The following is a 22,839-nucleotide window of genomic DNA, read 5'->3' on the forward strand; positions in this document are numbered from 1 at the left end:
AATGGCTGTTTATACCCAGATCGGCGCGGAAGATATGGCCGCGCTGATCGCCGAATTTGATGTGGGCCAACTGGTCTCGGCCAAAGGCATTGCCGAGGGCGTATCGAACAGCAACTGGCTGCTCGAAACAACCGGCGCTGCCAATGGCGCGACGCGTTTCATCCTTACGATGTATGAATTCCGCATCGAGCTTGGCGATCTGCCCTATTTCCTGTCGCTGCTCGATCACCTTGCGGCCAAGGGCTGTCCTGTTCCGCGCACGATCCATGATCGCAGCGGCGCGCTTTACCGGATGCGCGGTGACAAGGCTTTAGCGCTGATCGAATTTCTGCCCGGCGTATCGGTCAGCGATCCGACGCCTGCCCAAGCCCGCGCTGTCGGCGCTGCATTGGCGCAACTCCACGCCGCCGCCGCAGATTTCGCGCCTGCCCGCGCCAACGGCATGGGCCTTGCCGAATGGCAGCGCCTGTTCGATGCCTGCGGAGCCGATGGCCTTGCCATTATCGACCCGCAATTGGCTGGGCTTGTTGCCGAACATCTGCCCAAGCTTGCCGCCGCTTGGCCGACCGATCTGCCGCGCTCTGTCATCCATGCAGACCTGTTTCCCGACAACGTCCTGATGCTGGGCGACAAGGTCATGGGCCTGATCGATTTCTACTTCGCCTGCAATGATTTGACGGCCTATGACGTGGCCGTAACCCACGCTGCATGGTGCTTTGATTCCTCGGGCCAGAGCTTCCGCGCCGATCTGTCCGCCGCGCTGCTTGAGGGGTACGAAAGCGTGCGCCCGCTTTTGCCAGAGGAGCGCGCCGCGCTGCCGCTGCTCGCCCAAGGGGCCGCGCTGCGCTTCACCTCTACCCGCGCGTATGATTGGCTGAACACGCCCGCCGATGCGCTGGTCATGCGCAAAGACCCGATGGCCTTTGCCCGCCGCCTGCAATTTTACGCCTCAAATCCGGAAGTTTTCGCATGAAACACGTCGAGATTTTCACCGACGGCGCGTGCAAGGGCAACCCCGGCAAAGGCGGCTGGGGCGCGCTGCTGCGCATGGGCGAGCATGAAAAAGAGCTGTCAGGTTCGGAAAAGGACACCACCAACAACCGCATGGAATTGATGGGCGCAATCCGCGCGCTGCAAGCCCTGTCACAGCCTTGCCAGGTCACGCTCCACACCGACAGCAAATATGTGCTCGACGGCATCACCAAATGGATCTTCGGCTGGCAGAAAAAAGGCTGGAAAACCGCCGACAACAAACCGGTGAAGAACGAAGACCTCTGGCGCGCGCTGGTGGAAGCGGTGCGCCCGCACAAGATCGAATGGGTCTGGGTCAAAGGCCACGACGGCCACCCCGAGAACGAGCGGGTGGACAAACTGGCGAGCGACGCCGCGATTGCGGCGTGAGGGGCTGTTGATGCTGAATGGCAAAGTTTGGGTGGAAGGCAGACGTCATCTTCAGGCAAACAAGCGACGGAGCTCCATCAAAAGGGCCGCCACGTCGGCGTTCCTATCGGGGTGGTGAGGAAGGCCCAAGCGCTCGACTTCTACCCAGCCAAGGTAGGCAGCAACCTCATCTTCGGGAGAGGAACGTTCAAGCAGTTCCAACACGTTGGGCGCGTAGCTGTCGTATTCATCGCGGGCCTCTTCGACCCCACGGACTCCGATCGGGTCCCATGCCCAGTGCAGCACACTTTTGACCATAAGCAGTTTCGGGTCTCTCATTCTACGAGTATCCAGTGAACTGCTCATGTCCGCCACGGCGTCGTTTCCCAAACGACAGGTTCTGGTTCCATAATCCCCAAAGCCGCCCTTTGCTCAAACGCCTCAAACCCGCTCATGCTGAGCTTGTCGAAGCATCTGGCGTTTTGGGTGCGTCTTCCGGCAGGCTCACGGCAAGCGCAACCCTTCCCCTTCGTCATTCCCGGGTAGGCGGGAATCCAGTCTGGCGGTGTGCGCTGGATTCCCGCCTACCCGGGAATGACGAAGGTGGGGTGCGCTTACTCCACCGTTGTGTCGACCACCTCGGCGCCCGGGCCGTTCTTCAGGATCGATTCGATGGCGTTTTTGGCGCTGGCTTTGCTGGAATAGCCTTCGGTCCAGAAGATGCTTTCGGCGTTGTGGCAGAAGTAAGCCACGAATTCGCCAGACTTATTTTTACGGATTTCGAAACGGTGCGCCATCGGATGTCCTCCTGCCAAGATCAGATCGGTTTGAATTCTGACCGACAGTGCCAATCTACCATTCTGATCGGCGGCGAATAGGGAAAAATTCGGGTTCAGAACCGCGCTGGTGAATAGACCGCAGCATCAATACGATCGGTTAAGTCATCGCGCGGCAGGCCCAGCAGCAATTGTGCGCCGAGCCGCGCCGCCGCTGGCGCGGTCTGGATGCCGAAGCCGCCTTGGCCGGCAAACCAGAACAGCCCCGGCACTTGGGCGTCAAAGCCATAGACCGGCAGCCGGTCGGGCGCGAAGGAGCGCAGGCCTGCCCAGCGCCGCTCCAGCGCCGCGATCTTCCAATCGACCACCTGTTCAAACCGGTCGATGGCGATGGCGACATCCAGCTCCTCGGGCGCGGCATCGCCTGCCACATCGGGGATTTCGTCGTGCGGGGAAAGCCAGAGCCGCCCGCCCTGGGGCTTGAAATAGAAGTCCTCGTTAATCCCCAGCGTCAGCGGCAGTGCATCATCGGGCACGGGATCGGTGCGCAATTGGACAATCGTGCGCCGCAGCGGTTTTACGCCAACCGCCTTTGCGCCTGCCTGCACCGCCACCTGATCGGCCCAAGCGCCAGCCGCGTTGGCCAGCACCGCACAGCGCGCCTCGCCGCCGTTCCACGCGATGCGCCAGCCCTCGCCCTCCCGCTCGATCTGCTCGACCCGTGCGCGCACGCGCAATACGCTGCCCGTGCGCTTGAATGCCGCGAGATAATGCTGGTGCAGTGCCGCCACATCAATGTCGGCGCATTCCGGCTCCCACGCGCCAACCACCCAGTCATCGCGCAATCCCGGCACGCGTTGTTCAAGCGCCACCCGGTCCTGCAAATGCAGCGTCGCGCCGAGCGCCGAGAACGTCTCGACAAAAGCCTCAACCTTGTCGCGATCCCCCGCCCGCCCGATGTTCAGCGCGCCGCGTGGCGCAAGATAACCACCCTCGCGCAGGAACCGCCCCGAAGCCGTGGTCAGCGGGAACACCCCCGTCCCGCCATACGTCTCTTCCCAGAACGCGGCAGAACGGCCGGTGGTGTGATAGCCCGGCGTCTCTTCCGCCTCGACCAGCAGCACGCGGGCATAAGGTGCACATTCGGCAGCGAGGCTTGCGCCCGCCATCCCTGCACCAATAATCGCAACATCAAACACTTCGGCAGGGATCATAGCGGCAATTCAGCCTCGTTTGGCCAAGGTGCCATGCGGTCAAGGAAGTCATCGATCGCGTGCATCGCCTTGTCGCGCACAAGATCAACCTCGCGTAGCACTTCATGCCGCGCCTCGCGGCCCCAACTGACCAGTTGCGCGCGCGGCAAGCGACGGGCCGCTTTTTCGATAGCCTTCCAGCCGACCAACCCATCATAGCGGGCCGCCAGCATCAGGACCGGCACGTCCACCGCCTCGAGAAGGCCCGGCTGATCCATCGCCACCATAGAGGCATAGGCCCTTTCGACCCAGCGCCAGCTGCCCGGCCCCATCGCCAGATAGGGCCGCGCCGCTTTCCAGTGCGCTTCATCGGCATAGCGCGCTTCGTCATGCGTTAGCAGGGTGTTGCGTGCCGCGACGCTTGCGCCCGGTTTCTCGCTGGTCTTCCACGCCACGCGTTCAGGATCGCCCCAGCGGCAGAACAATCCGGCCACGCGCAGCAACAGCCGATTCGGTCCCGGCGTGAGGAAGCCCAGCATCGGCGCGCTGAGCACCACCGCCACCGGATCAATCCGCTTTTCAGCGACAGCACGTAGCACCAGATGCCCGCCCATCGAATGCCCGATGATCACATGGGGAGCAGGCGTTGCCTTGATCCATTCGCTCCAGAATGCGGCAAGATCATCAATCCACACCGAAAAATCGCTGATGTGCCCGGTGTCGGGATGGGCGGTCATCCGGCCAGAGCCTGCCTGCCCGCGCCAATCCAGCGCGGTTACGCGCCAGCCTTCGTTATGCCAATAATCTAGCGATTCTAGATACTTTTCATAAAAGTCGCCACGTCCGGGCAGGAACAGGATCGATCCGCGCGGGCCGAATTCAGGATCGTCGCTTGGCGCGCCCGGCCAATCGATACGGCGCACCTGATGACCATCGCCTGCCGTCCACATGGCTTCATGTGCGGCGGCGGGTATCACCTTGCGATCTATGGCCTCGCGGTTGCCGAAAATCATGCGGCGTCGTCTCCATGTGGCGCATATCTGCACCAAGGTTTGGTTACCGTTTGGTAAGTGGTTGTCCCGTATACCCTAAGCCATGCAAGGCAATATCTTCATTTACGGGCTGGTCGGGGCATTGGCAATCGCGCTGCTGGTTGCCGCCTTTACCGATATCCGTCGCCGCCAGATCGATAACTGGCTCAATGCTGCGGTGGCGCTTGGTGCGCCTGCGTTCTGGTGGGCGTCGGGGATGTCGGTCTGGCCGGACATGGCCATGCAAATCGGCCTGGCGCTGGTCTCGTTCCTGTTTTTCACAGGCTTGTTTGCGCTCAAACAGATGGGCGGCGGCGATGTCAAATTGCTGACCGCGCTGGCCTTGTGGCTTTCTCCGATCACCTTTTTGAAGCTGCTGATCATGATGTCGATCATCGGCGCGGTGCTCACGCTCGGCTTTGCCGCGTGGCAGTTCACTGTGACACGCAATCGCAGTGTGAAGATCCCCTACGGCATAGCCATCGCCAGTGCTGGCCTGATCACATTGGCCCCTACGCTGCAAGCCGGTTGGCGAACGGTCACAGGGGCTTGAATCCGCCATACGCCAAATTCTTAACCAATTTGCCCGACAGATGCGGGCCAGACTCTAAAGGGCAGGACAAGTAGCCATGGACAAAAGGAAGCTGATGTTGCTGGTGGGGGCGCTGATCGTCGCGCTCGGCACAGCTTTTGCAGCGCGAAGCCTTTTCGTCGGAGCGGGCACGCCGCAAGCTGCGGCTGCCGCGCAAGTCCCCATGGGGGCCAAAGTGCTTGTCGCGCAACGCGCCCTGCCCATCGGCACGATCATTACGGCAGATTCGATCAACTTTCAGGCCTGGCCCGAAGATATGGTGAAAGATGTCTACTTCGTTGAAGGCGAGGCGGACATGCAGAAGCTGCTGGGCACCGTAGTGCGCAATCCGATCACGGCGGGCGAACCGTTGACCAAGGGCAATCTCGTAGCCCCCGGCGATCGCGGCTTCCTTGCGGCCGCACTGGGTGCAGGGATGCGCGCGGTCACCATTTCAGTTTCGGCCCGTACCGGTGTTGCCGGGTTCGTATTCCCGGGCGATTATGTCGACCTCGTTCTTACGCAAACCGTACAAGGCGGCGGCGGCGTGGATGGCGGGGCGCTCAGAACCTCCGAGACGATCATGAAGAACATGCGCGTTCTGGCAACTGACCAGTCAACCGAACAGGAAATGGTCGAAGGCAAAACCCGCGTCCGTGCTTTCAGCACTGTGACCGTGGAAGTCACCCCGAAGATGGCCGAGAAAATCGCGGTGGCGCAAACGCTTGGCACGATCAGCCTCTCGCTGCGCTCCATCGCGGATAACGCGGCTGAACTGGAACAGGCGATTGCTTCGGGCGATGTGAAGATCCCCAGCGGCCTTAGCAAGCAGCAGGAAGAGGCGCTGATCAAGCAGGCCATGAAGCGCCCCATCGAAAGCGCTGGCACAAGCTTTGTTACCGGTGGTGATGTCTCGCGCTTCTCCCGCAAGAACGCAGCACCATCGGCGGCGAAGCTTGCCGCAGCGATGGCCTCTCCCGTCAATGCCGGACCAAGCATGTCCGGGCCGACCATGTCTTTGCCCACACCACCTGCGCCAAAAGGCCCGATGGTTCGTGTGAGCCGCGGCAAGGAAGTCGAAAACGTGACATTGGAAACCAAGTGACATGACGACCCCGCGACACACACCGCTTGCGAAGGGCAGCACAATGACACGCCGTCTCTCCCTCTCAACCTCCTTCATTTCAGCCGCGCTGATTGCGCTGCCTGCCGCCCTGATCCCTGCAACCGCAGTGCTTCATGCGCAAAGCGTCAGCAGCCCATCACGCACGATCACAATCTCGATCGGGCGTGGTGAATTGATCACCGTGCCCGGCCGCATGGCAGACGTGTTCGTGGCCGATGAAAAGGTTGCCGATGTTCAGGTGAAATCGACCAACCAGCTTTATGTGTTCGGCAAGGCAGGCGGCGAAACCACAATCTATGCCAGCAATGCCAAGGGCGATGTGGTGTGGTCTGCCAATGTCCGCGTTGGCACAAACCTTGATACCATCGATCAGATGCTCAAAATGGCGATGCCTGATGCGCGCGTGAATGTTTCGACGATGAACGGCACCGTGCTGCTGACCGGCACGATTGCCGCGCCCGAAGATGCTGCCGAGGCCGAGCGTCTGGTCAAAGCCTTCGTGGGTGACAAGACCAATGTGATCAGCCGCCTGAAGATGGCAACCCCGCTGCAAGTCAGCTTGCATGTGAAGTTTGCCGAAGTCAGCCGCTCTTTGGTCAAGAACCTTGGTGTTAATCTCACCACGATTGATGGCACCAGCGGAATCAAGTTCGGTGTCGGCCAGGGCCGCGCAATTGGCCAGACATTCAATACCAGCCCCGCACTGCCGTTCGCCGTGGGCTCTGGCAACATTTCCGTAAACGGGTTCATTCCTGATCCGACAGGCGCGACGACCAACCTGGTACAAACGCCCGGTACAGCCGTTGCTGCTGCAGCCGGTGGCACATCTATTGCCGGCATGGGCAGGCTGCTGGGCCTAAACTTGCTGGGCGCATTGGATGCAGGCGAGACGCTTGGCCTAGTCACCACGCTATCCGAACCGAACCTGACCGCGCTTTCGGGCGAAACGGCGGAGTTTCTGGCAGGTGGCGAATATCCCATCCCTATTCCGCAGGGGATCGGCGTGACCACCATCGAATTCAAGAAGTACGGTGTCAGCCTGGCTTACACGCCCACGGTGCTTGCCAATGGCCGTATTTCCATCCGCGTGCGACCTGAAGTGTCCGAGCTTTCCAGCACCGGCGCACTCAAGCTTGATTCGATCGAAATCCCGGCGCTCACCGTACGCCGCGCCGAAACCACCGTAGAACTGGGCTCGGGCCAGTCGTTCATGATCGCCGGCTTGCTCAGCAACAACGCGCAGAACTCGCTGACCAAAATGCCCGGAGCAGGCGATATCCCGATTCTGGGTTCACTGTTCCGATCGACCAATTATCGCAAGGGCGAAACCGAACTGGTGATCGTGGTGACCCCCTATCTGGTCAACCCGGTCAACGCCAATGACATCGTCCTGCCAACTGACGGCTTCCAAAGCCCCAATGATCTCCAGCGCCTGTTTGGCCATATGGAGAGTGATGGCGTGACTGGCGGCAGCCGTGCAAAACCGACCGAAAAGGAAGGCACCGTTCAGGCTACCCCCCAAGTCGGCGCACTTGATGTGCCATCCGGCCCTGCGCAACCGCGCGATCGCCGTGGCGAGAAAAAAGTCGCCAACGCCGAACCTGGCTTCAGCATTCAGTGAGAAAGGGTCAAGCAATGCGCCATAACCTATCCCGCAGCACCGCCGCTGCGCTGGTCCTATCACTCGCCATCGTGCTTTCGGGGTGTTCAACCACAGCGGAAAACCGGGCGCTGACTTCGGTTCACCAACCGGTGGTAGAGCGCAACAGCTATGTCTTTGATGTTGATACACTGCCCAATGGCGGCATTGCGCCGTCCGAACAGCGCCGTCTGGCAGGCTGGTTCGAAACGCTCGGCCTGAAATATGGCGACAAGATCACCGTCGATGATCCTTTGAAATCCAAAGCCACACTGGCTGCGGTTGATGCCGTGGCCGGACGCTGGGGCTTGATCATCGATAATGCTGCTGCACCAGTCACCGCTGGTTATGTCGCGGCAGGTTCGACGCGGATTGTCGTCACGCGCACGACCGCCTCTGTGCCCGGCTGCCCCGATTGGCACCAGAAATCCGATTTCTCGATGACCAACCGGACATCATCCAACTTCGGCTGCGCGGTGAACAGCAACCTTGCCGCGATGGTCGCCGACAAAGAGCACCTCGTCAAAGGCGCAACCGGCTCCAGCGAAACTGTCGTGATGAGCAGTACCAAGGCCATCGACAGCTTCCGCAAGGCACCGCCCTCTGGCGAAACCGGCCTTAAAGGCAGCGGCACTTCAGGCAGCGGGAACTAAAATCATGAGCCCAAAGAACGCCAATCGCGATGCTTTTGCCGCTTATATCTGCGACGATGCCGCACTCGATATGCTCCGCCCTGCGGTTGTCGATATGGGCTGGGTGCCTGAAAAGTGCCACCGTGGCGGCCTGCGCAATGCTATTCAATCGCTGTCGATCACGGCCAGCCCGAACATCTTGATGGTCGATCTGTCCGAAAGCGGCGATCCGCTGAACGACATCAACGCCCTGGCGGAAGTGTGCGAACCCGGCACGGTCGTCATCGCGGTCGGCCAGGTCAACGACGTGCGCCTGTACCGCGATCTTATGGCATCGGGCATTCAGGATTATCTGCTGAAGCCGCTAAACACCGGCCAGATCCGTGATGCACTGGTTCAGGCGCAGGCAATCTTCACTGCGCCCAAAAATCAGGACCCAGGTGCCGTCAAGCGCCACATCTCAACAGCGGTTGTCGGCACACGCGGCGGCGTTGGTGCATCCACCATCGCCACATCGCTCGCGTGGATGTTCAGCACCGACAACAAGCTGCCCACCGCGCTGCTGGATCTTGATGTCCATTTCGGCACCGGCGCTTTGACGCTCGATCTTGAACCCGGTCGCGGGCTGACGGACGCGATCGACAACCCAAGCCGCATTGACGGCCTGTTCCTTGAACGGGCTATGATCCGCGCCAACGATAACCTTGCGATCCTTTCCGCCGAAGCTCCGATCAATGCGCCGCTTATGACTGATGGCAGCGCATTTGTTCAACTTGAGGAGGAATTCCGTCAGTCGTTCGAAATGACGATGATCGATTTGCCACGCAACATGCTGATCAATTTCCCACATTTGCTGGGTGACGTGAACGTGGTCATTCTGGCCACCGAATTGACATTGGCCGGTGCGCGCGATGCGATCCGCCTGTTGTCATGGCTTAAAATCAACGCAAGCCACGCCCGCCCGATTGTCGTGGCCAACAAAGTCCAACTTGGCGCCAACGAAATCAGCAAAGCCGATTTTGAGGCCTCTATCGAACGCAAAATTGATTTCATGGTGCCGTACGACATCAAGGCTGCATCAAACGCGGCAAAGCTTGGCCAAACATTCATTGCGGCCAACAGCAGCTCCAAGGCGGGCGCAGTGCTACGCGAAATCGGCCGGATGGTGATGAGTTCAGTTGATGAAGAAGGCGTGACCGCGACTGATACCAGCGGCGATAAACGCAAGGCATCCTTGCTGGGCAAGTTTGATCTCAAAAAAATGCTCGGCCCCAAGGCCAAAGAAAACGCCGCCACCTGATCGATCAGGTAACCCGAAACGTGACAGAAAGGCATAACAGATGGAAGGCATGATCGAAACGGTCATCATGGCGGTGGGCCTTCTTCTGGCGATGGTGCTTGTCTATGCAGCGCTATCAGGGCCATCCGCTTCGAAAGAAGGCAGTCGCCGCCTGCAATCTGTCCGGTTCCGGCATTCGCAAAGCGCCAAAGACCGCGTTGAAGCACAATATCGCAAATCGCTTGCCGCCAACACACCGCGCGCAACAAAACTCGCAGGTTCCGGCTCACGCCTTGAAGTGCTGCAAATGCGGTTGAAGCGCACCGGGAAACCCTGGACTGTTGCGCAATACCTTTATGTCAGCGGCGGGATCGCCATGTTCATGATCCTGTTTGTCTTTATCAAAACGGGCGCGGCGGTGCTTGCGCTGGCTGCGGGCATTCTGATCGGAGGTGGCCTTCCGCATTTCGTGGTCGGTTGGGCGATCAACAAGCGCATCAAAAACTTCGTCACGCGTTTGCCCGATGCGATGGACTTGCTCGTACGCGGCTTGCGCTCTGGTCTTCCGGTCACTGAAACACTGGGTGTTGTCGCGCGCGAAGTGCCCGGCCCGGTCGGCGTGGAATTCAAGCTGGTTACAGACCGGATCAAGGTTGGCCGCACGATGGAGGAGGCGCTGCAAGAAACCGCAGACCGTCTCAATCTGCCCGAATTCAACTTCTTCTGCATCACTTTGGCGATCCAGCGCGAAACCGGTGGTAACCTTGCCGAAACGCTCTCCAACTTGTCTGACGTTCTCCGCAAGCGGGCGCAAATGAAGCTCAAAATCAGTGCGATGAGCTCTGAATCCAAGGCTTCGGCTTACATCGTGGGCGCGCTGCCCTTCATCGTGTTTATTCTGATTTACACGATCAATCCTGAATACACGTTGCAGTTCTTCTCGGACGAGCGGCTTATCGCAACCGGCCTTGGCGGCCTGACGTGGCTGGGCATCGGCGCATTCATCATGGCCAAAATGGTCAGCTTCGAAATCTGAGAAAAGGGACAGGCGATCATGTTGGATACCGCGCCAGGACCGACCCTTCTCGGTGTCGACGTCTATGTAGCTGGATCAATGCTCGTTGCCGTGGCGGCAGGGGCAGTCTTGTTTGCGATTTACACCGCCATTACCATTCGCGATCCCATGGCCAAGCGCGTCAAAGCACTTAGCGAGCGCCGCGAACAATTGAAGGCGGGCATTGTCGTCACCAATGCGCGCAAACGCACCAGCATCATTCGCGGCAACCAGACGACCGACCGTATCCGCGTCTTTCTTGATTCGCTTAAAGTACTGCAAGACAGCCAGGTTGCGACTGTTCAGCAAAAGCTTGCCCAAGGCGGCATCCGCAAAAAGGAATGGGCGGTTGCGGTTATTCTGGCGCGGCTCATCGGCCCTATTGTGCTGGGCCTGATCGGGGCAATGCTGTTTTACTGGACAGATTCGTTTCCTGAATGGACGCCCTTCAAGCGCTTCATGGGCTTCGCGGCTTGTGTGATCCTGGGCTACAAAGGGCCGGACCTTGCCGTCCAGAACCTGATCAGCAAGCGCACCGCCGCCATTCGCAAAGGCTTGCCAGACGCGCTCGATCTTCTCGTGATCTGCGCCGAAGCGGGCCTGACCGTGGACGCCGCGTTCAACCGTGTCGCCCGCGAACTGGGCCGCGCTTATCCCGAACTGGGGGACGAATTCTCGCTAACGGCCATCGAGCTGTCATTCCTGACGGACCGTCGCCAAGCCTTTGAAAACTTTGCCTATCGCGTCAATCTCGATTCGGTCAAAGGCGTGGTCACCACAATGATCCAGACCGAACGCTATGGTACGCCGCTGGCTTCGGCCTTGCGCGTGCTTTCGGCCGAATTCCGCAACGAACGCATGATGCGCGCTGAAGAAAAGGCCGCGCGCCTTCCGGCCATCATGACCATCCCGTTGATCCTGTTCATCCTTCCGGTGCTGTTCATCGTTATTCTCGGGCCTGCGGCATGCTCGCTCAGCGATAACTTCATCAACAAGAAGTTCTGACGCGGGCCTCCACCCGACGAACAAAAAGGCCCGGCAGGTTCGCACCTGCCGGGCCTTTTAAATTCACGTCACGCCAATCAGAGCGGCTTGATGCTCTGTTCAATCGCGCCGAAGATGCTTTTGCCTTTGGCGTCGCGCATTTCGATCCGCACGTTATCACCCCACTTCAGAAACGGTGTAGCCGGCGCACCTGCCGCAATCGTTTCCACCATGCGCTGTTCGGCAATGCAGGCATAGCCGCGCCCGCCTTGCGCCACGGGCCGCCCCGGCGATCCATCGGGATCACGGTTTGAAACCGTCCCGGAACCGATTATAGTCCCGGCACTTATGCTGCGCGTCTTGGCCAGATGCGCGATCAACACGCCAAAATCGAACGTGCATTCCTCGCCCGCATCGATCCGCCCGAAGGGGTCGCCATTCAGGTCGACCATAAGTGTACGCTGCAATTTGCCATCGGCCCAGCCATCGCCCAGCGCATCAGGCGTCACGAACACCGGCGAAAAATGACTGGCAGGTTTCGATTGGACAAAGCCGAAGCCCTTGGCCAATTCATCAGGGACAAGGTTGCGCAACGATACGTCGTTGACCAGCCCGATCAACCGCACATGCTTCAAGGCCGCGCTTGGCGTAACGCCTTGCGGCACATCGCCGGTTACCACCACCACTTCGGCTTCAAAGTCGCAGCCCCACGCCTCGTCCGCCAACAGCACCGGTTCGCGCGCACTGCGCAAATCATCGCTGCCGCCCTGGTACATCAGCGGATCGGACCGGAAGGCTTCGGGCAGTTCGGCCCCGTGCGGCTTGCGCATCAGTTCGCTGTGATTGCCGCAAGCGCTGCTACCAACCCACTGGTACGCCCGCGGCAAGGGCGCACAAGCCTCGCGTTCATGGAAGCGTTTGCGCGGGATCGCCCCGTGCGCCAGTTCTATCGATAGCGCTTCAACCTGTGGGTAATACCGGTCCCAATCATCCAGCAGCCCCTGCATCGAAGGCACGATATGATCGGCATCGGCATACCATGCCAGATCATCGGACACAACGATCAGCCGCCCGTCCCGGCCCTGCGGGAGGGATGCCAGTTTCACTTTTCGTCGCCTTCCAGCTCGCGCGCCGCTTTCAGCAATTTGTCGAGGATCAAGCGCAACTTGGCTTGCTCGCGCGGGCTGATCGCTGTGAATATCTTTTCGTAAATGCTCACCGCTTGCGGCCAGATCTTGCCGTGCAGTTCAAGGCCTGCATTCGTCAGCTCAAGATGGTGTGAGCGCCCGTCCATTTCGTTCGGGCTGCGCTGGATAAGATCGCGTTCTTCAAGCACTTTGCATGCGCGGTTCACGGCAACCTTGTCCATCACCGTGGCCCGGACCAGATCGCGTTGGGTAAGCGAACCGGCATCGCCCAGCACAGCCATAACGCGCCATTCCGGAATCTTCAGGCCAAATTCGCTGCGATATTCCCCCGATATCAGCGAACTCACCGCATTAGAGGTGATCGCCATCCGGTATGGCATGAAGTCTGAAAGTCGGCTGTCTGATTCAGGCATATTTTTGTATCACATGAAACCAACTCAGAATGCAAGATGGAAATAATATGTCACCAATTGGCATACCGGCTTTTAGTTCGTTTCACTCTTGTGTGCCAAACGATATTTTCTTTAGCCAAGTACCCGTCCAGCTATGGCCCCCAGCTTTGCCACAAGTACTGGATCACGTTGCGCTGACGCTGTCATTATTGCGCTATCAAGCGCGCGATCAATCAGGCTGGCAGGCCGTTCAATGGGCAACAACGCCGCCAGTTGCATCAGTGTTTCGCGTGCCAGCGCGGTATTGCCTGCCATGACGCGCAAAACGTCGGCCACTTCGACATGTTCACCGTCGCGCCATGAATCGTAATCGGTCACCATGCCCAGCAAGGCATAAGGAAGCTCGGCCTCACGGGCGAGGCGGGCTTCGGGAAGCGCGGTCATGCCGATCACATCTGCGCCCCATTGCCGGTACATGCGGCTTTCCGCGCGGGTAGAGAATTGTGGCCCCTGCATGGCGAGATAACAGCCCCCGCGATGAACCGCCGCACCTGCCGCAATTGCGGCATCGGCGGCAAAGCCGGCCAGACGCGAACACACCGGGTCCGCCATCGAGACATGCGCAACCAGCCCTTCGCCAAAGAACGAATCCGTGCGGCCATGCGTGCGGTCAATAAATTGGTCCACCGCCACAAAACTGCCCGGCGGCAGTTCTTCGCGCAGCGATCCGATGGCCGAAATCGCCAAGACATCGGTCACCCCGCATCGCTTTAGCACATCGATATTGGCGCGGGCATTGATCGCTTCAGGTGCAATACGGTGCCCCTTGCCGTGGCGCGGCAGGAATACGAAGTGCACGTGGCTAATGCGCCCGATTGTTACCGGTGCAGATGGCTCTCCAAACGGCGATGACACCGCAATTTCCTGCGCGTCTTCAAGCCCGTTGAAATCATAGAGCCCCGATCCGCCGATCACCCCGATCCGCCAGCCCGGCGTTCCAGCCTCAGCGCGCAAGAATGCCTGCCATCACAAAATCCACGGTATGCTGCCGGTAACGGTCGCGCAATTGCTCGGTCAACGCGTCCTGATTGAAACAATGCTTCAAAACCAGCCGCGCCGAAAAGAACCGGTCGGCCGCCCCGGTTGCGGTAAAATAAAACAGCTCGGGATCAATCGACCGGAACACGCCTGCCTTCACACCGTCAACAATAAACCGGTTATAAGCGCTTTGGAGCGGCAGCAGATATTGATTGGCGATCCGCTTGGCCTCGGCCTCGTCGCTATCGCGCACCAGCCGCATCAACAGCCGGTTGAGATAGGGATAATCGAAGTAGGTATCGATGGATTTTGAGATATGCCGCCGCAGCTTGGCCTCGGGGTCCATATCGTCCTTGGCCAACAAGGCGTCGACCGATTTGACGATGTTGGCCATGTCCCTGTCAAGCAAGGCTTTGAGTAAGCCCGCTTTGTTGCCGAAATAGTACTTCACCAATGCCGAGTTCAAACCCGACCGCAAGCTCAATTCCGACAACGAGATATCGACAACATCACCTTCACGCATGATGGCCGACGCGGTCTGCAACAGCAGTTCCCTTGCGCCCGGCGTTTCAAGACTTTCTGCCTGCTCCATTACACTATTCATTCCCAAACCAGCGCACACCATTACAGGTAAGCAAGCATATTAGCGGAAAAAGCGCAATCGCGACACCCGCGCAAGCATTTTCCAACTTCCCGAAGCACCAGACCAGACTTTCTGCCTCGACTGTCCACGCCCACTTTGCCCCCCCTGCTTTGTACAATGTCACAAGCACGCTTGTCCCGGCGGCTGCGCCATCCCATAGACTTATGTATGAGCAAGGAATTCGCCCTTATCGAAGCCATGCGCGCTTTGGCGACGCACCCTGCGGCGCGCGGCCTTGCCGATGATTGCGCGGTGCTCGATTTTGGTGGTGAATCGCTGGTAATCACGCACGATATGATGATCGAAGGCGTCCACTGGCTGGCGGGACAAGACATGGCCGATGTGGCGTGGAAGCTCGTCGCCACCAACTTGTCCGATCTTGCTGCCAAAGGCGCAGAACCGGTTGGTGTCCTTCTGGGCTTCACGTTGGGCGATCAGGACGATCGCTTCATCACAGGCCTTGCCGAGGCGCTCAATGCGTTTGGCGTACCCCTGCTCGGCGGCGACACCGTCAGCGCCAACGGCCCGCGCAGCCTTGGCCTGACCGCGCTGGGCCGCGCCACCCATTGCCCCGTGCCATCGCGCGCCGGAGCGAAACCGGGCGATACGCTATGGCTCACCGGCCCGGTCGGCGCCGCCATGCTCGGTTTCGAAGCCCTGCATAAGAGCGATGGGCGCGATCAGACCGGTGCCGATAGCGCCGCCTTCCGCCGCCCCGTCCCCCGGCTTGAAAAGGGCCGCGCGCTTGCGCCGCTTGCCACGGCCATGATGGATGTCTCGGACGGGCTGCTGATCGATGCTGCGCGCATGGCCGATGCCAGCAATGTCACGTTCGCCATTGATTCCTCCGCCGTCCCCTTCCCTGCAGACCTGCCGCCGTCACGCCGCGATGACGCGATGCGCTGGGGCGATGATTACGAGCTGTTGCTGACCCTGCCTGCCAGCCTTGCGCCCCCCTGCTCTGCCCACTGGATCGGCATCGCCAAACCGCGCACGGCATCACCTGTTATTGTCGATGGTGCAGTGCCGCAGGGATCGCTGGGTTATACACATAGTTAAACTCTTGGTTGACCCACCGCATTGAAGGGCTTGCGAGCCGGAAATAAAACTATAGCTTCCCACCACCCGCGGTCGACGGGGACGGGCCATTCGTGGCACCGTTAAAAAGGGGGATGCCAACGTGAACCTAGTCGTTTTATCGATTCTACTGGGGTTACTGGCCATTATTTATGGCTTTGTAACCAGCCGCCAGGTGCTTGGCGCACCGGCAGGCAATGCCAAAATGCAAGAAATCGCCGCCGCTATCCAGGAAGGCGCACAAGCCTATCTGAAGCGGCAATACACCACGATCGCCATCGTGGGAGTCGTCGTCGCAGTGATTATCGCTGCCACGCTCGGAACCATCTCGGCAGTCGGTTTCGTTATCGGCGCAGTACTGTCAGGCGCTGCGGGCTTCATCGGGATGAACATCTCGGTCCGCTCCAACGTCCGCACCGCTGCTGCTGCACAAAGCGGCCTGCAACAAGGGCTTACCCTTGCATTCCGCGCAGGTGCCATCACCGGTATGCTGGTGGCTGGCCTTGCACTGCTCGCTATTGCAGTGTTTTACCATTACCTGACTGCCATCGCGGGCTATACCGTTGGCGGCGATGATCGCACGGTTGTTGATGGCCTTGTTGCCCTTGCCTTCGGTGCCTCGCTCATCTCGATCTTCGCGCGTCTGGGCGGCGGTATCTTCACCAAGGCGGCTGACGTGGGCGCAGATCTTGTCGGCAAGGTCGAAGCCGGCATCCCCGAAGACGATCCACGCAACCCTGCGGTTATTGCAGATAACGTCGGCGATAATGTCGGCGATTGCGCCGGTATGGCTGCCGATTTGTTCGAAACTTACGTCGTCACCGTCGGTGCAACCATGGTGCTCACCGCGCTGCTGCTCAAGGGCCTTGGCGATGGCTTGGGCGCGATGATGGCATTGCCGCTGCTGATCGGCGGCGTGTGCATCGTCACTTCGATCATCGGCACTTACTTCGTCAAACTCGGCAGCTCGAACAACATCATGGGCGCAATGTACAAGGGCTTCCTTGTCACCGCCGTGCTGTCGGTCGGCGCAATATGGTGGGCTATCAGCTATGCCTTGGGCAACATGGAAACCGCCATGTCCTACACTGTGCTTGGCGATACCGTAACCTTCAACGGGCGCACGCTGTTTTACTGCTCATTGGTTGGTCTGGTCATCACCGGCCTGATCATCTGGATCACCGAATACTACACCAGCACCGCTTACCGTCCGGTACGCTCCATCGCCAAATCGTCGGAAACCGGCCACGGCACCAACGTCATTCAAGGCCTTGCTATCAGCCTTGAATCCACCGCCATGCCAACGCTGGTTATTTGCGCCGGTATCATCGGCGCTTATCAACTCGCAGGCCTGATCGGCATCGCTTATGCGGCCACTGCAATGCTTGCGCTGGCAGGTATGGTCGTCGCACTCGATGCATATGGCCCTGTTACCGATAACGCGGGTGGCATCGCCGAAATGGCAGGCCTTGATGATTCTGTCCGTGAAAAGACTGATGCTCTCGATGCCGTGGGCAACACCACCAAGGCTGTAACCAAGGGCTATGCCATCGGTTCGGCGGGCCTTGCCGCACTGGTTCTGTTCGCTGCCTACACCACCGACTTGCGCGAATTCTTCCCGAATCTCGCGGTCAGCTTCAGCCTTGAAAACCCCTATGTCATCGTCGGGCTGCTGCTCGGCGCGCTCCTGCCGTACCTGTTTGGTGCGATGGGCATGACCGCTGTGGGCCGCGCTGCGGGCGATGTGGTGATCGATGTTCGCAACCAGTTCCGCGAAAATCCGGGCATCATGGCCGGCACGTCCAAGCCTGATTATGCCCGCACGGTGGATCTTGTGACCAAGGCCGCGATCAAGGAAATGATCGTACCATCGCTGCTTCCGGTGCTGGCTCCGATCGTGGTGTACTTTGTTATCGCCGCAGTCGCAGGTCAGGCCAATGGCTTTGCCGCGCTGGGCGCATTGCTGCTCGGCGTGATCGTCAGCGGCCTGTTCGTTGCCATCTCGATGACATCGGGCGGCGGCGCATGGGACAATGCCAAGAAGTATATCGAAGACGGCCACCACGGCGGCAAGGGCTCTGAAGCTCATAAAGCTGCGGTGACGGGCGATACTGTGGGCGATCCTTACAAGGATACCGCAGGCCCTGCCGTTAACCCGATGATCAAAATCACCAACATTGTCGCCCTGCTGCTTCTCGCAGCGCTGGCGGCCAACGCCGGGGGCTAAACCCCGCATAACAACAAAACCGTTGTAAAATCGATGGCCCTGTCCGGACTTATCCGGGCGGGGCTCTTTTTTGCTAGATTGTTAACCGGGTTTTCGCAGATCGCCTCTAAACAAGAGGTTAGAGACTTGACCCGTGAACGCACCACCCTTCCCCTGCTTGCTGGCTACAATGGCTCCAGAGCTAATCGGATCGCCGTGCGCACAAGCGACCAGCTGGCGCAAATGGGCAGCCCCCGCTGCCCGCAAACGCTGGCAGGCGCTTGCCGATGATGCCGCCACGCCCAACCCGTTCTTTGAACCGTGGTACTTGCTGCCGGCGCTCGAAGCCTTCGACGCCCGTGCCGGGGTAAAATTGCTAACGGTTGAAATTGCGGGCCAGTTGATCGGCCTCATCCCGTTGTGCACAAGCTCCCGTTACGGCCGTTGGCCTTTGCCGCATCGCACCACATGGATGCACGCCAACGCCTTCTTCGGCGTACCACTTGTCCGCGCGGGATTTGAAACACTGTTCTGGCAGGCCTTGCTCGATTGGGCAGACGACACCCCCGGCAAAGCCCTGTTCCTGCATTTGCAATCGATGCCGCTGGACCAGATCGTTACCCAGGCACTGCTCAATCTTGCCGCCCGCGAAAACCGGACAGTCGCGCTTGTCACACGCGAACGCCGCGCCCTGTTGCAATCATCCCTCGCGCCCGAAGCCTATCTCGAAAACGCGCTCAACGGCAAAAAGCGCAAGGAACTGCGCCGCCAATCCGCGCGGTTGGCCGAACAAGGCGCGCTGTCGTTCAAACGCACACAAACCGCCGATGGCATCGGCCAATGGATCGACGCCTTCCTGCACCTCGAAAACAACGGCTGGAAAGGCAAGGCGGGCAGCGCGATGATCTGCGCACCGCAAACCGAAGCGATCTTTCGCACCGCACTGGAACAGGCCGCCGCGCTTGGCAAACTTGAACGCCTTTCGCTCGAACTCGATGGCCGCCCCATTGCCATGCTGGCCAACTTCATCACCCCGCCGGGCAGCTTTTCCTATAAAACTACCTTTGACGAAGCCTATGCCCGCTTTTCCCCCGGCGTGCTGCTCCAGCGCGAAAACCTTGCGCTGCTGGAACGGCAAGACATCGCATGGTGCGATAGCTGCGCCGCGCCCGATCATCCGATGATCGATAGCCTGTGGACCGAACGCCGCTCGATCGGGCGCATATCGGTCGCCATCGGCGGCAAGCTGCGCCGCGCCGTCTTCAAAAACCTCAATGCGCTGGAACTCAAGCGCAACCCGCTGGATTGATCCGATGAACGACCAAACCATAACCTTTGCCAAGGGCATCGCACTCGAGACGTTCAGCGAAGTGTCACGCGCCGACTTTGCCCGATCCTATCCCGAAGTGCCGCACAAGCTGGCGCACCAGCTCGGCGATCACCCGCTGATGCAACTGGATGCCTTGGCGCAAATGGCGCAAGGTCTGCCCGGTCATAGCGTCGAATATAACCGCGCCGATCTGCCGCTGGGCCTCAATGGTGAAAAAGCGCCCGCAAATAGTATCGGCATTGGCGAAACCATCCGCAACATCGCCACCACCGGCAGTTGGGCTGCGCTCAAAAACATTGAACAAAACCCTGCATACGGCGCGCTGCTCAACACCTTGCTCGAAGAGTTACGGCCAACCATTGAGGCTAAAACCGGAGCAATGCTAAAACCACAAGGGTTCATTTTCATCACGAGCCCCAATGGGATTACACCCTACCATTTTGATCCCGAACACAACATCTTGCTGCAATTGGCAGGCAGCAAGGTGATGACCATGTTCCCCGCAGGCGATCCCCGCTATGCGCCCGATGAAACCCACGAAACCTACCACACCGGCGGCGGGCGCGACTTGTTCTGGCGTGATGAGCTGCTCTCGGGCGGACGCGAATGGACGCTTGCCCCCGGTGAAGCACTTTATGTGCCGGTGATGTCGCCGCACTTCGTCAAAAACGGTCCCGCCCCTGCCGTTTCGCTCTCCATCACATGGCGCTCTGAATGGAGCTTTGCCGAGGCCGACGCGCGCGCTTTCAACAGCCTGCTGCGCAAGGCGGGCGTCGCCCCGCGTGCGCCCGGTCGCTGGCCCGCCACCAATCGCGCCAAATCGCTCGGCTGGCGGATTTATCGCAAAGTGACGAGCCTGCGCTGATACGCATGGCGTTGACGGAAATGGCGTCTCGGTCCATCGCAAAACCATGACCGAAATCGCATCCCCCACACCGCAAGAACTTGTCCAACGCCTGCTCGATCTGCTCGATGTCAAGGATCACGGCGGTGACCGTTTTCAGGGCAACCGCAAAATCGGCGGTGTTGGCCGCGTGTTCGGCGGGCAGGTCATCGGCCAAGCGCTGGCCAGCGCAGAACGCACCGTTCCTGATGATCGGCCGGTCCATTCGCTCCACGCCTATTTCCTGCGCGGCGGCAGCGAAGATCACGAGATCGATTTCCGGGTCGAGCGCGATCTGGATGGCGGCAGTTTTTCCAACCGGCGCGTCGTTGCCAGCCAGCTTGGCAAACCCATCCTCAACATGGTCTCGTCGTTTCACAGGCGCGAAGAGGGGTTTTACCACGCCGACCCCATGCCACAAGTCCCCGGTCCTGAAGGCCTGGCAAGCGATGCAGAATTGCGCCGTCTGCACATTGACAAAGTTGCCCCTGCGCAACGCCGGCTAGCGCTTGAAATCCGTCCGATTGAACTGCGCCCGGTCGAGCCGCGCCCGTGGATGGATGGTATCGCGCAGGAACCTGTGGCCAATACCTGGTTCCGCTCGGTCGCGCCCCTGCCCGATGATCCTCGCATTCACCGCGCAATCCTGGCTTATGCCAGCGATATGGCCCTGCTGGGAACTTCCACGCAACCGCACGCTTCCAGCTTCGTCAAAGGTGAAGTGATGGCCGCCAGCCTTGATCACGCGATATGGTTTCATGATGATTTCCGCGCGGATCAATGGCTGCTGTACGCCTGTGACAGCCCGTGGGCCGGGCGGGCGCGCGGCTTTAATCGCGGCAGAATTTATACCGCCGATGGCAAGCTCGTCGCCAATGTCGCGCAGGAAGGCCTGATCCGCCCGACATCGCCCCGGCCTGCAAGCGCCTGATTACGGCGCAGGGCAAGCGCTGCCTTCGATGCGCGCCGTCGCAACCATGGCGAACACCACTCTGCCCAAAGCCGCTGCGCCCGGCTTTACCGCCAGATCGCGCGCAACCTTTTCAAACCGCGCGCAGTTGGCATGGTTGGTGACTCCGCCGCCATAGCGGTTGCCCATCTGCGTTTCATACTTGTCAAAAGATTGCTTTTGATCGGAAAAGTGATGGCGCAAGCGCCGGTCTGCTGCGGCGAAGGCCGGGCGATGGGCCTCCCGCATCGACTCATAGCCCTCCGACATGTCCGCACCGATGGCCTTGCAGCGCAAATTTACTGCCATCATCATCATGCTGAACTCATTCAGCCGCGCCGCTGTCAGCGTTGCCTGATCAAGGCAACCCTTTGCGTTCGCCGGAGCCGAAGCAAGCAGCCCTGCGATTACCGCAATGCCCACAAGCGCCCTCATTGTGCTGCCGCCATCTGGCACGCGGTCACAGGCACGGCCATGATCGCATGAAACTGCTGCACCATCCCGAGCTGACGGTTATAGGCTTGAGTCGCCACTTGCTGCCAGGCGCTTGCCTCCTTGGCCACCGCATTCATCGGTGCCGGATCACGCGCCAATTGGTAGCTGTCGAATTCTTGCTGCAAACGCTTCATATGCTGCGATGCCAAAGCATTGTTAACCCGCGCAATCTCCATCAACGGCTTATAACGCGTTTCATGAAAGGCATTGCGCTGTTCGGCTGAACAGAAGGCCGCCGGCAGCGGCAGTTCCGGCACATCGTTTATCACCGGGCGAACGGGCAGCGCAAAACCCTGTGCCACAGCCACTCGCAGCGACACTGCACCCAGCTCTTGCGATTTCGCCAGTTCTTGCAGCAATGCGGTGTCCTCAGACTTTGGCGCGGCATCGTCCGTCATCTGCGCAGTATCATAAGCCAGCCGCACAGGCTTTGCCCCGGATGCCGTGTCTGCCGCAGAAGCTTGAAGAGCGTTCAAAGCCGCTACTGGCACACTAGCAGCCCCGGCAACCGATGCAGCAACTGTTACAGGAAGCGGGGCGGCGTTGCCACGCGTGACCACAACCGCGGCCTTCGTCAAAGGTGCTGCCAAAGCGGCCAAGGGAGCCGAAGTGCTCCCGACCGGTGCGGATACAACCGGCGTAGAAGGAGCCGAAGCGCTGGCAGCCGGGGCGATCTTGGCAGGCTCTGCTCCTTTGCTGAATTTGGCCACTTTGGCTTTGGCCAGTGCGCTGAATGTGCCCGTCGGATATTGCTGCAAATAGGCCTCGTACAGCGCCGGATCATCACTTCCGTTGACCGCTTGCCAGAATGTCAATTCGAATTGGGTGCCAACGCCGTTGCCGGCATTTGCCCATGCCGGCGCTGCAAGGCATAGTGCCAGCGCGATGGCTCCACCCAGATGTCGCTTCATTCTCATTGTCCTGTGTCCCATGTTCTGCACCCCCGCGCAGGTTCCAAACTTACGACACTGAAAAAGCACCAAGAGTCTGAAAGAGGAGCAAACAGAAAAGGT

The 22,839-nt window shown here is 59.7% G+C and carries 24 protein-coding genes; 14 read left to right on the forward strand and 10 right to left on the reverse strand.

The genetic code is table 11. The features are described 5' to 3' along the window. Nucleotide 1 precedes the first annotated feature (1 nt). Nucleotides 2–973, forward strand: a complete 972-nt coding sequence (gene thrB / locus IP81_RS01310; protein WP_054106165.1) for a homoserine kinase — start codon at nucleotides 2–4, stop codon at nucleotides 971–973. After that, nucleotides 970–1,401 carry a ribonuclease HI gene (gene rnhA, locus IP81_RS01315; protein ID WP_054106166.1) on the forward strand — a complete coding sequence of 144 codons (432 nt, stop codon included), beginning with the start codon at nucleotides 970–972 and terminating at the stop codon, nucleotides 1,399–1,401. The genes thrB and rnhA overlap by 4 nt, the downstream gene beginning before the upstream one ends. A gap of 51 nt (nucleotides 1,402–1,452) precedes the next feature. Here rnhA and IP81_RS01320 read toward each other — a convergent pair whose 3' ends face one another. The 4 genes from IP81_RS01320 to IP81_RS01335 form a co-directional block, all read right to left on the reverse strand. Next, nucleotides 1,453–1,755 carry a hypothetical protein gene (locus IP81_RS01320; RefSeq protein WP_197274474.1) on the reverse strand — a complete coding sequence of 101 codons (303 nt, stop codon included), beginning with the start codon at nucleotides 1,753–1,755 and terminating at the stop codon, nucleotides 1,453–1,455. Nucleotides 1,756–1,994: 239 nt separating this feature from the next. After that, nucleotides 1,995–2,177 (reverse strand): DUF1508 domain-containing protein, encoded by a 183-nt coding sequence (locus IP81_RS01325; RefSeq protein ID WP_054106260.1) that lies wholly within the window; start codon nucleotides 2,175–2,177, stop codon nucleotides 1,995–1,997. A gap of 95 nt (nucleotides 2,178–2,272) precedes the next feature. Further along, nucleotides 2,273–3,370: an FAD-binding oxidoreductase gene (locus IP81_RS01330; protein ID WP_054106168.1), complete on the reverse strand. Its 1,098-nt coding sequence runs from the start codon at nucleotides 3,368–3,370 to the stop codon at nucleotides 2,273–2,275. Further along, nucleotides 3,367–4,362, reverse strand: a complete 996-nt coding sequence (locus IP81_RS01335; protein ID WP_054106169.1) for an alpha/beta hydrolase — start codon at nucleotides 4,360–4,362, stop codon at nucleotides 3,367–3,369. The genes IP81_RS01330 and IP81_RS01335 overlap by 4 nt, the downstream gene beginning before the upstream one ends. Before the next feature lie 82 nt (nucleotides 4,363–4,444). Between IP81_RS01335 and IP81_RS01340 the strand changes: the two genes are divergently transcribed. The 7 genes from IP81_RS01340 (at nucleotide 4,445) to IP81_RS01370 (ending at nucleotide 11,686) form a co-directional block, all read left to right on the forward strand. After that, on the forward strand, nucleotides 4,445–4,933 hold the full coding sequence (locus IP81_RS01340) for a prepilin peptidase (protein ID WP_054106170.1): 489 nt from the start codon (nucleotides 4,445–4,447) through the stop codon (nucleotides 4,931–4,933). A gap of 76 nt (nucleotides 4,934–5,009) precedes the next feature. Next, nucleotides 5,010–6,056 carry a Flp pilus assembly protein CpaB gene (gene cpaB, locus IP81_RS01345; RefSeq protein WP_054106171.1) on the forward strand — a complete coding sequence of 349 codons (1,047 nt, stop codon included), beginning with the start codon at nucleotides 5,010–5,012 and terminating at the stop codon, nucleotides 6,054–6,056. 43 nt (nucleotides 6,057–6,099) lie between these two features. Beyond that, complete coding sequence (locus tag IP81_RS01350) at nucleotides 6,100–7,698, forward strand: type II and III secretion system protein family protein (protein ID WP_197274475.1); 1,599 nt, start codon at nucleotides 6,100–6,102, stop codon at nucleotides 7,696–7,698. A gap of 14 nt (nucleotides 7,699–7,712) precedes the next feature. Next, complete coding sequence (locus tag IP81_RS01355; protein ID WP_054106173.1) at nucleotides 7,713–8,369, forward strand: CpaD family pilus assembly protein; 657 nt, start codon at nucleotides 7,713–7,715, stop codon at nucleotides 8,367–8,369. 4 nt (nucleotides 8,370–8,373) lie between these two features. Then, a complete protein-coding gene (locus IP81_RS01360) occupies nucleotides 8,374–9,648 on the forward strand; it encodes a pilus assembly protein CpaE (RefSeq protein ID WP_054106174.1) in 1,275 nt (424 codons plus the stop codon). Nucleotides 9,649–9,688: 40 nt separating this feature from the next. Next, nucleotides 9,689–10,663 carry a type II secretion system F family protein gene (locus IP81_RS01365; protein WP_082355866.1) on the forward strand — a complete coding sequence of 325 codons (975 nt, stop codon included), beginning with the start codon at nucleotides 9,689–9,691 and terminating at the stop codon, nucleotides 10,661–10,663. An 18-nt stretch (nucleotides 10,664–10,681) separates the two neighbouring features. Further along, complete coding sequence (locus IP81_RS01370; RefSeq protein WP_054106175.1) at nucleotides 10,682–11,686, forward strand: type II secretion system F family protein; 1,005 nt, start codon at nucleotides 10,682–10,684, stop codon at nucleotides 11,684–11,686. Nucleotides 11,687–11,763: 77 nt separating this feature from the next. Here the strand turns inward: IP81_RS01370 and IP81_RS01375 are convergent, their stop codons facing one another. The 4 genes from IP81_RS01375 to IP81_RS01390 all read right to left on the reverse strand — a co-directional run bounded on the left by IP81_RS01375 (nucleotide 11,764) and on the right by IP81_RS01390 (nucleotide 14,835). Beyond that, nucleotides 11,764–12,771: a fumarylacetoacetate hydrolase family protein gene (locus IP81_RS01375; RefSeq protein ID WP_054106176.1), complete on the reverse strand. Its 1,008-nt coding sequence runs from the start codon at nucleotides 12,769–12,771 to the stop codon at nucleotides 11,764–11,766. Continuing rightward, a complete protein-coding gene (locus tag IP81_RS01380) occupies nucleotides 12,768–13,226 on the reverse strand; it encodes a MarR family winged helix-turn-helix transcriptional regulator (protein ID WP_054106177.1) in 459 nt (152 codons plus the stop codon). Before IP81_RS01380 ends, IP81_RS01375 begins: the two co-directional genes overlap by 4 nt. Nucleotides 13,227–13,337: 111 nt before the next feature. Then, a complete protein-coding gene (gene mtnP / locus IP81_RS01385) occupies nucleotides 13,338–14,219 on the reverse strand; it encodes an S-methyl-5'-thioadenosine phosphorylase (RefSeq protein ID WP_054106178.1) in 882 nt (293 codons plus the stop codon). After that, a complete protein-coding gene (locus tag IP81_RS01390) occupies nucleotides 14,209–14,835 on the reverse strand; it encodes a TetR family transcriptional regulator (RefSeq protein ID WP_231626196.1) in 627 nt (208 codons plus the stop codon). The genes mtnP and IP81_RS01390 overlap by 11 nt, the downstream gene beginning before the upstream one ends. 219 nt (nucleotides 14,836–15,054) lie before the next feature. On the opposite strand from IP81_RS01390, the gene thiL reads away from it, so the two are divergent. From thiL to IP81_RS01415, 5 genes are all read left to right on the forward strand, one after another. Further along, on the forward strand, nucleotides 15,055–15,945 hold the full coding sequence (thiL, locus tag IP81_RS01395; RefSeq protein WP_054106180.1) for a thiamine-phosphate kinase: 891 nt from the start codon (nucleotides 15,055–15,057) through the stop codon (nucleotides 15,943–15,945). A gap of 121 nt (nucleotides 15,946–16,066) precedes the next feature. Beyond that, a complete protein-coding gene (locus IP81_RS01400; protein ID WP_054106181.1) occupies nucleotides 16,067–18,190 on the forward strand; it encodes a sodium-translocating pyrophosphatase in 2,124 nt (707 codons plus the stop codon). A 133-nt stretch (nucleotides 18,191–18,323) separates the two neighbouring features. Beyond that, nucleotides 18,324–19,478 (forward strand): GNAT family N-acetyltransferase, encoded by a 1,155-nt coding sequence (locus IP81_RS01405; RefSeq protein ID WP_082355868.1) that lies wholly within the window; start codon nucleotides 18,324–18,326, stop codon nucleotides 19,476–19,478. Nucleotides 19,479–19,482: 4 nt separating this feature from the next. Continuing rightward, nucleotides 19,483–20,364 (forward strand): transcriptional regulator, encoded by an 882-nt coding sequence (locus IP81_RS01410; RefSeq protein ID WP_054106183.1) that lies wholly within the window; start codon nucleotides 19,483–19,485, stop codon nucleotides 20,362–20,364. A 46-nt stretch (nucleotides 20,365–20,410) separates the two neighbouring features. Continuing rightward, a complete protein-coding gene (locus IP81_RS01415) occupies nucleotides 20,411–21,313 on the forward strand; it encodes an acyl-CoA thioesterase II (protein WP_054106184.1) in 903 nt (300 codons plus the stop codon). Here the strand turns inward: IP81_RS01415 and IP81_RS01420 are convergent, their stop codons facing one another. Together IP81_RS01420 and IP81_RS01425 are read right to left on the reverse strand one after the other, a co-directional pair. Further along, complete coding sequence (locus IP81_RS01420; RefSeq protein WP_054106185.1) at nucleotides 21,314–21,766, reverse strand: hypothetical protein; 453 nt, start codon at nucleotides 21,764–21,766, stop codon at nucleotides 21,314–21,316. It lies immediately after the preceding gene. After that, nucleotides 21,763–22,737 (reverse strand): hypothetical protein, encoded by a 975-nt coding sequence (locus tag IP81_RS01425; RefSeq protein ID WP_054106186.1) that lies wholly within the window; start codon nucleotides 22,735–22,737, stop codon nucleotides 21,763–21,765. Before IP81_RS01425 ends, IP81_RS01420 begins: the two co-directional genes overlap by 4 nt. Between the last annotated feature and the right edge of the window lie 102 nt (nucleotides 22,738–22,839).

This window comes from Novosphingobium sp. AAP83 (genome assembly GCF_001295795.1).
GTDB lineage: Bacteria > Pseudomonadota > Alphaproteobacteria > Sphingomonadales > Sphingomonadaceae > Novosphingobium.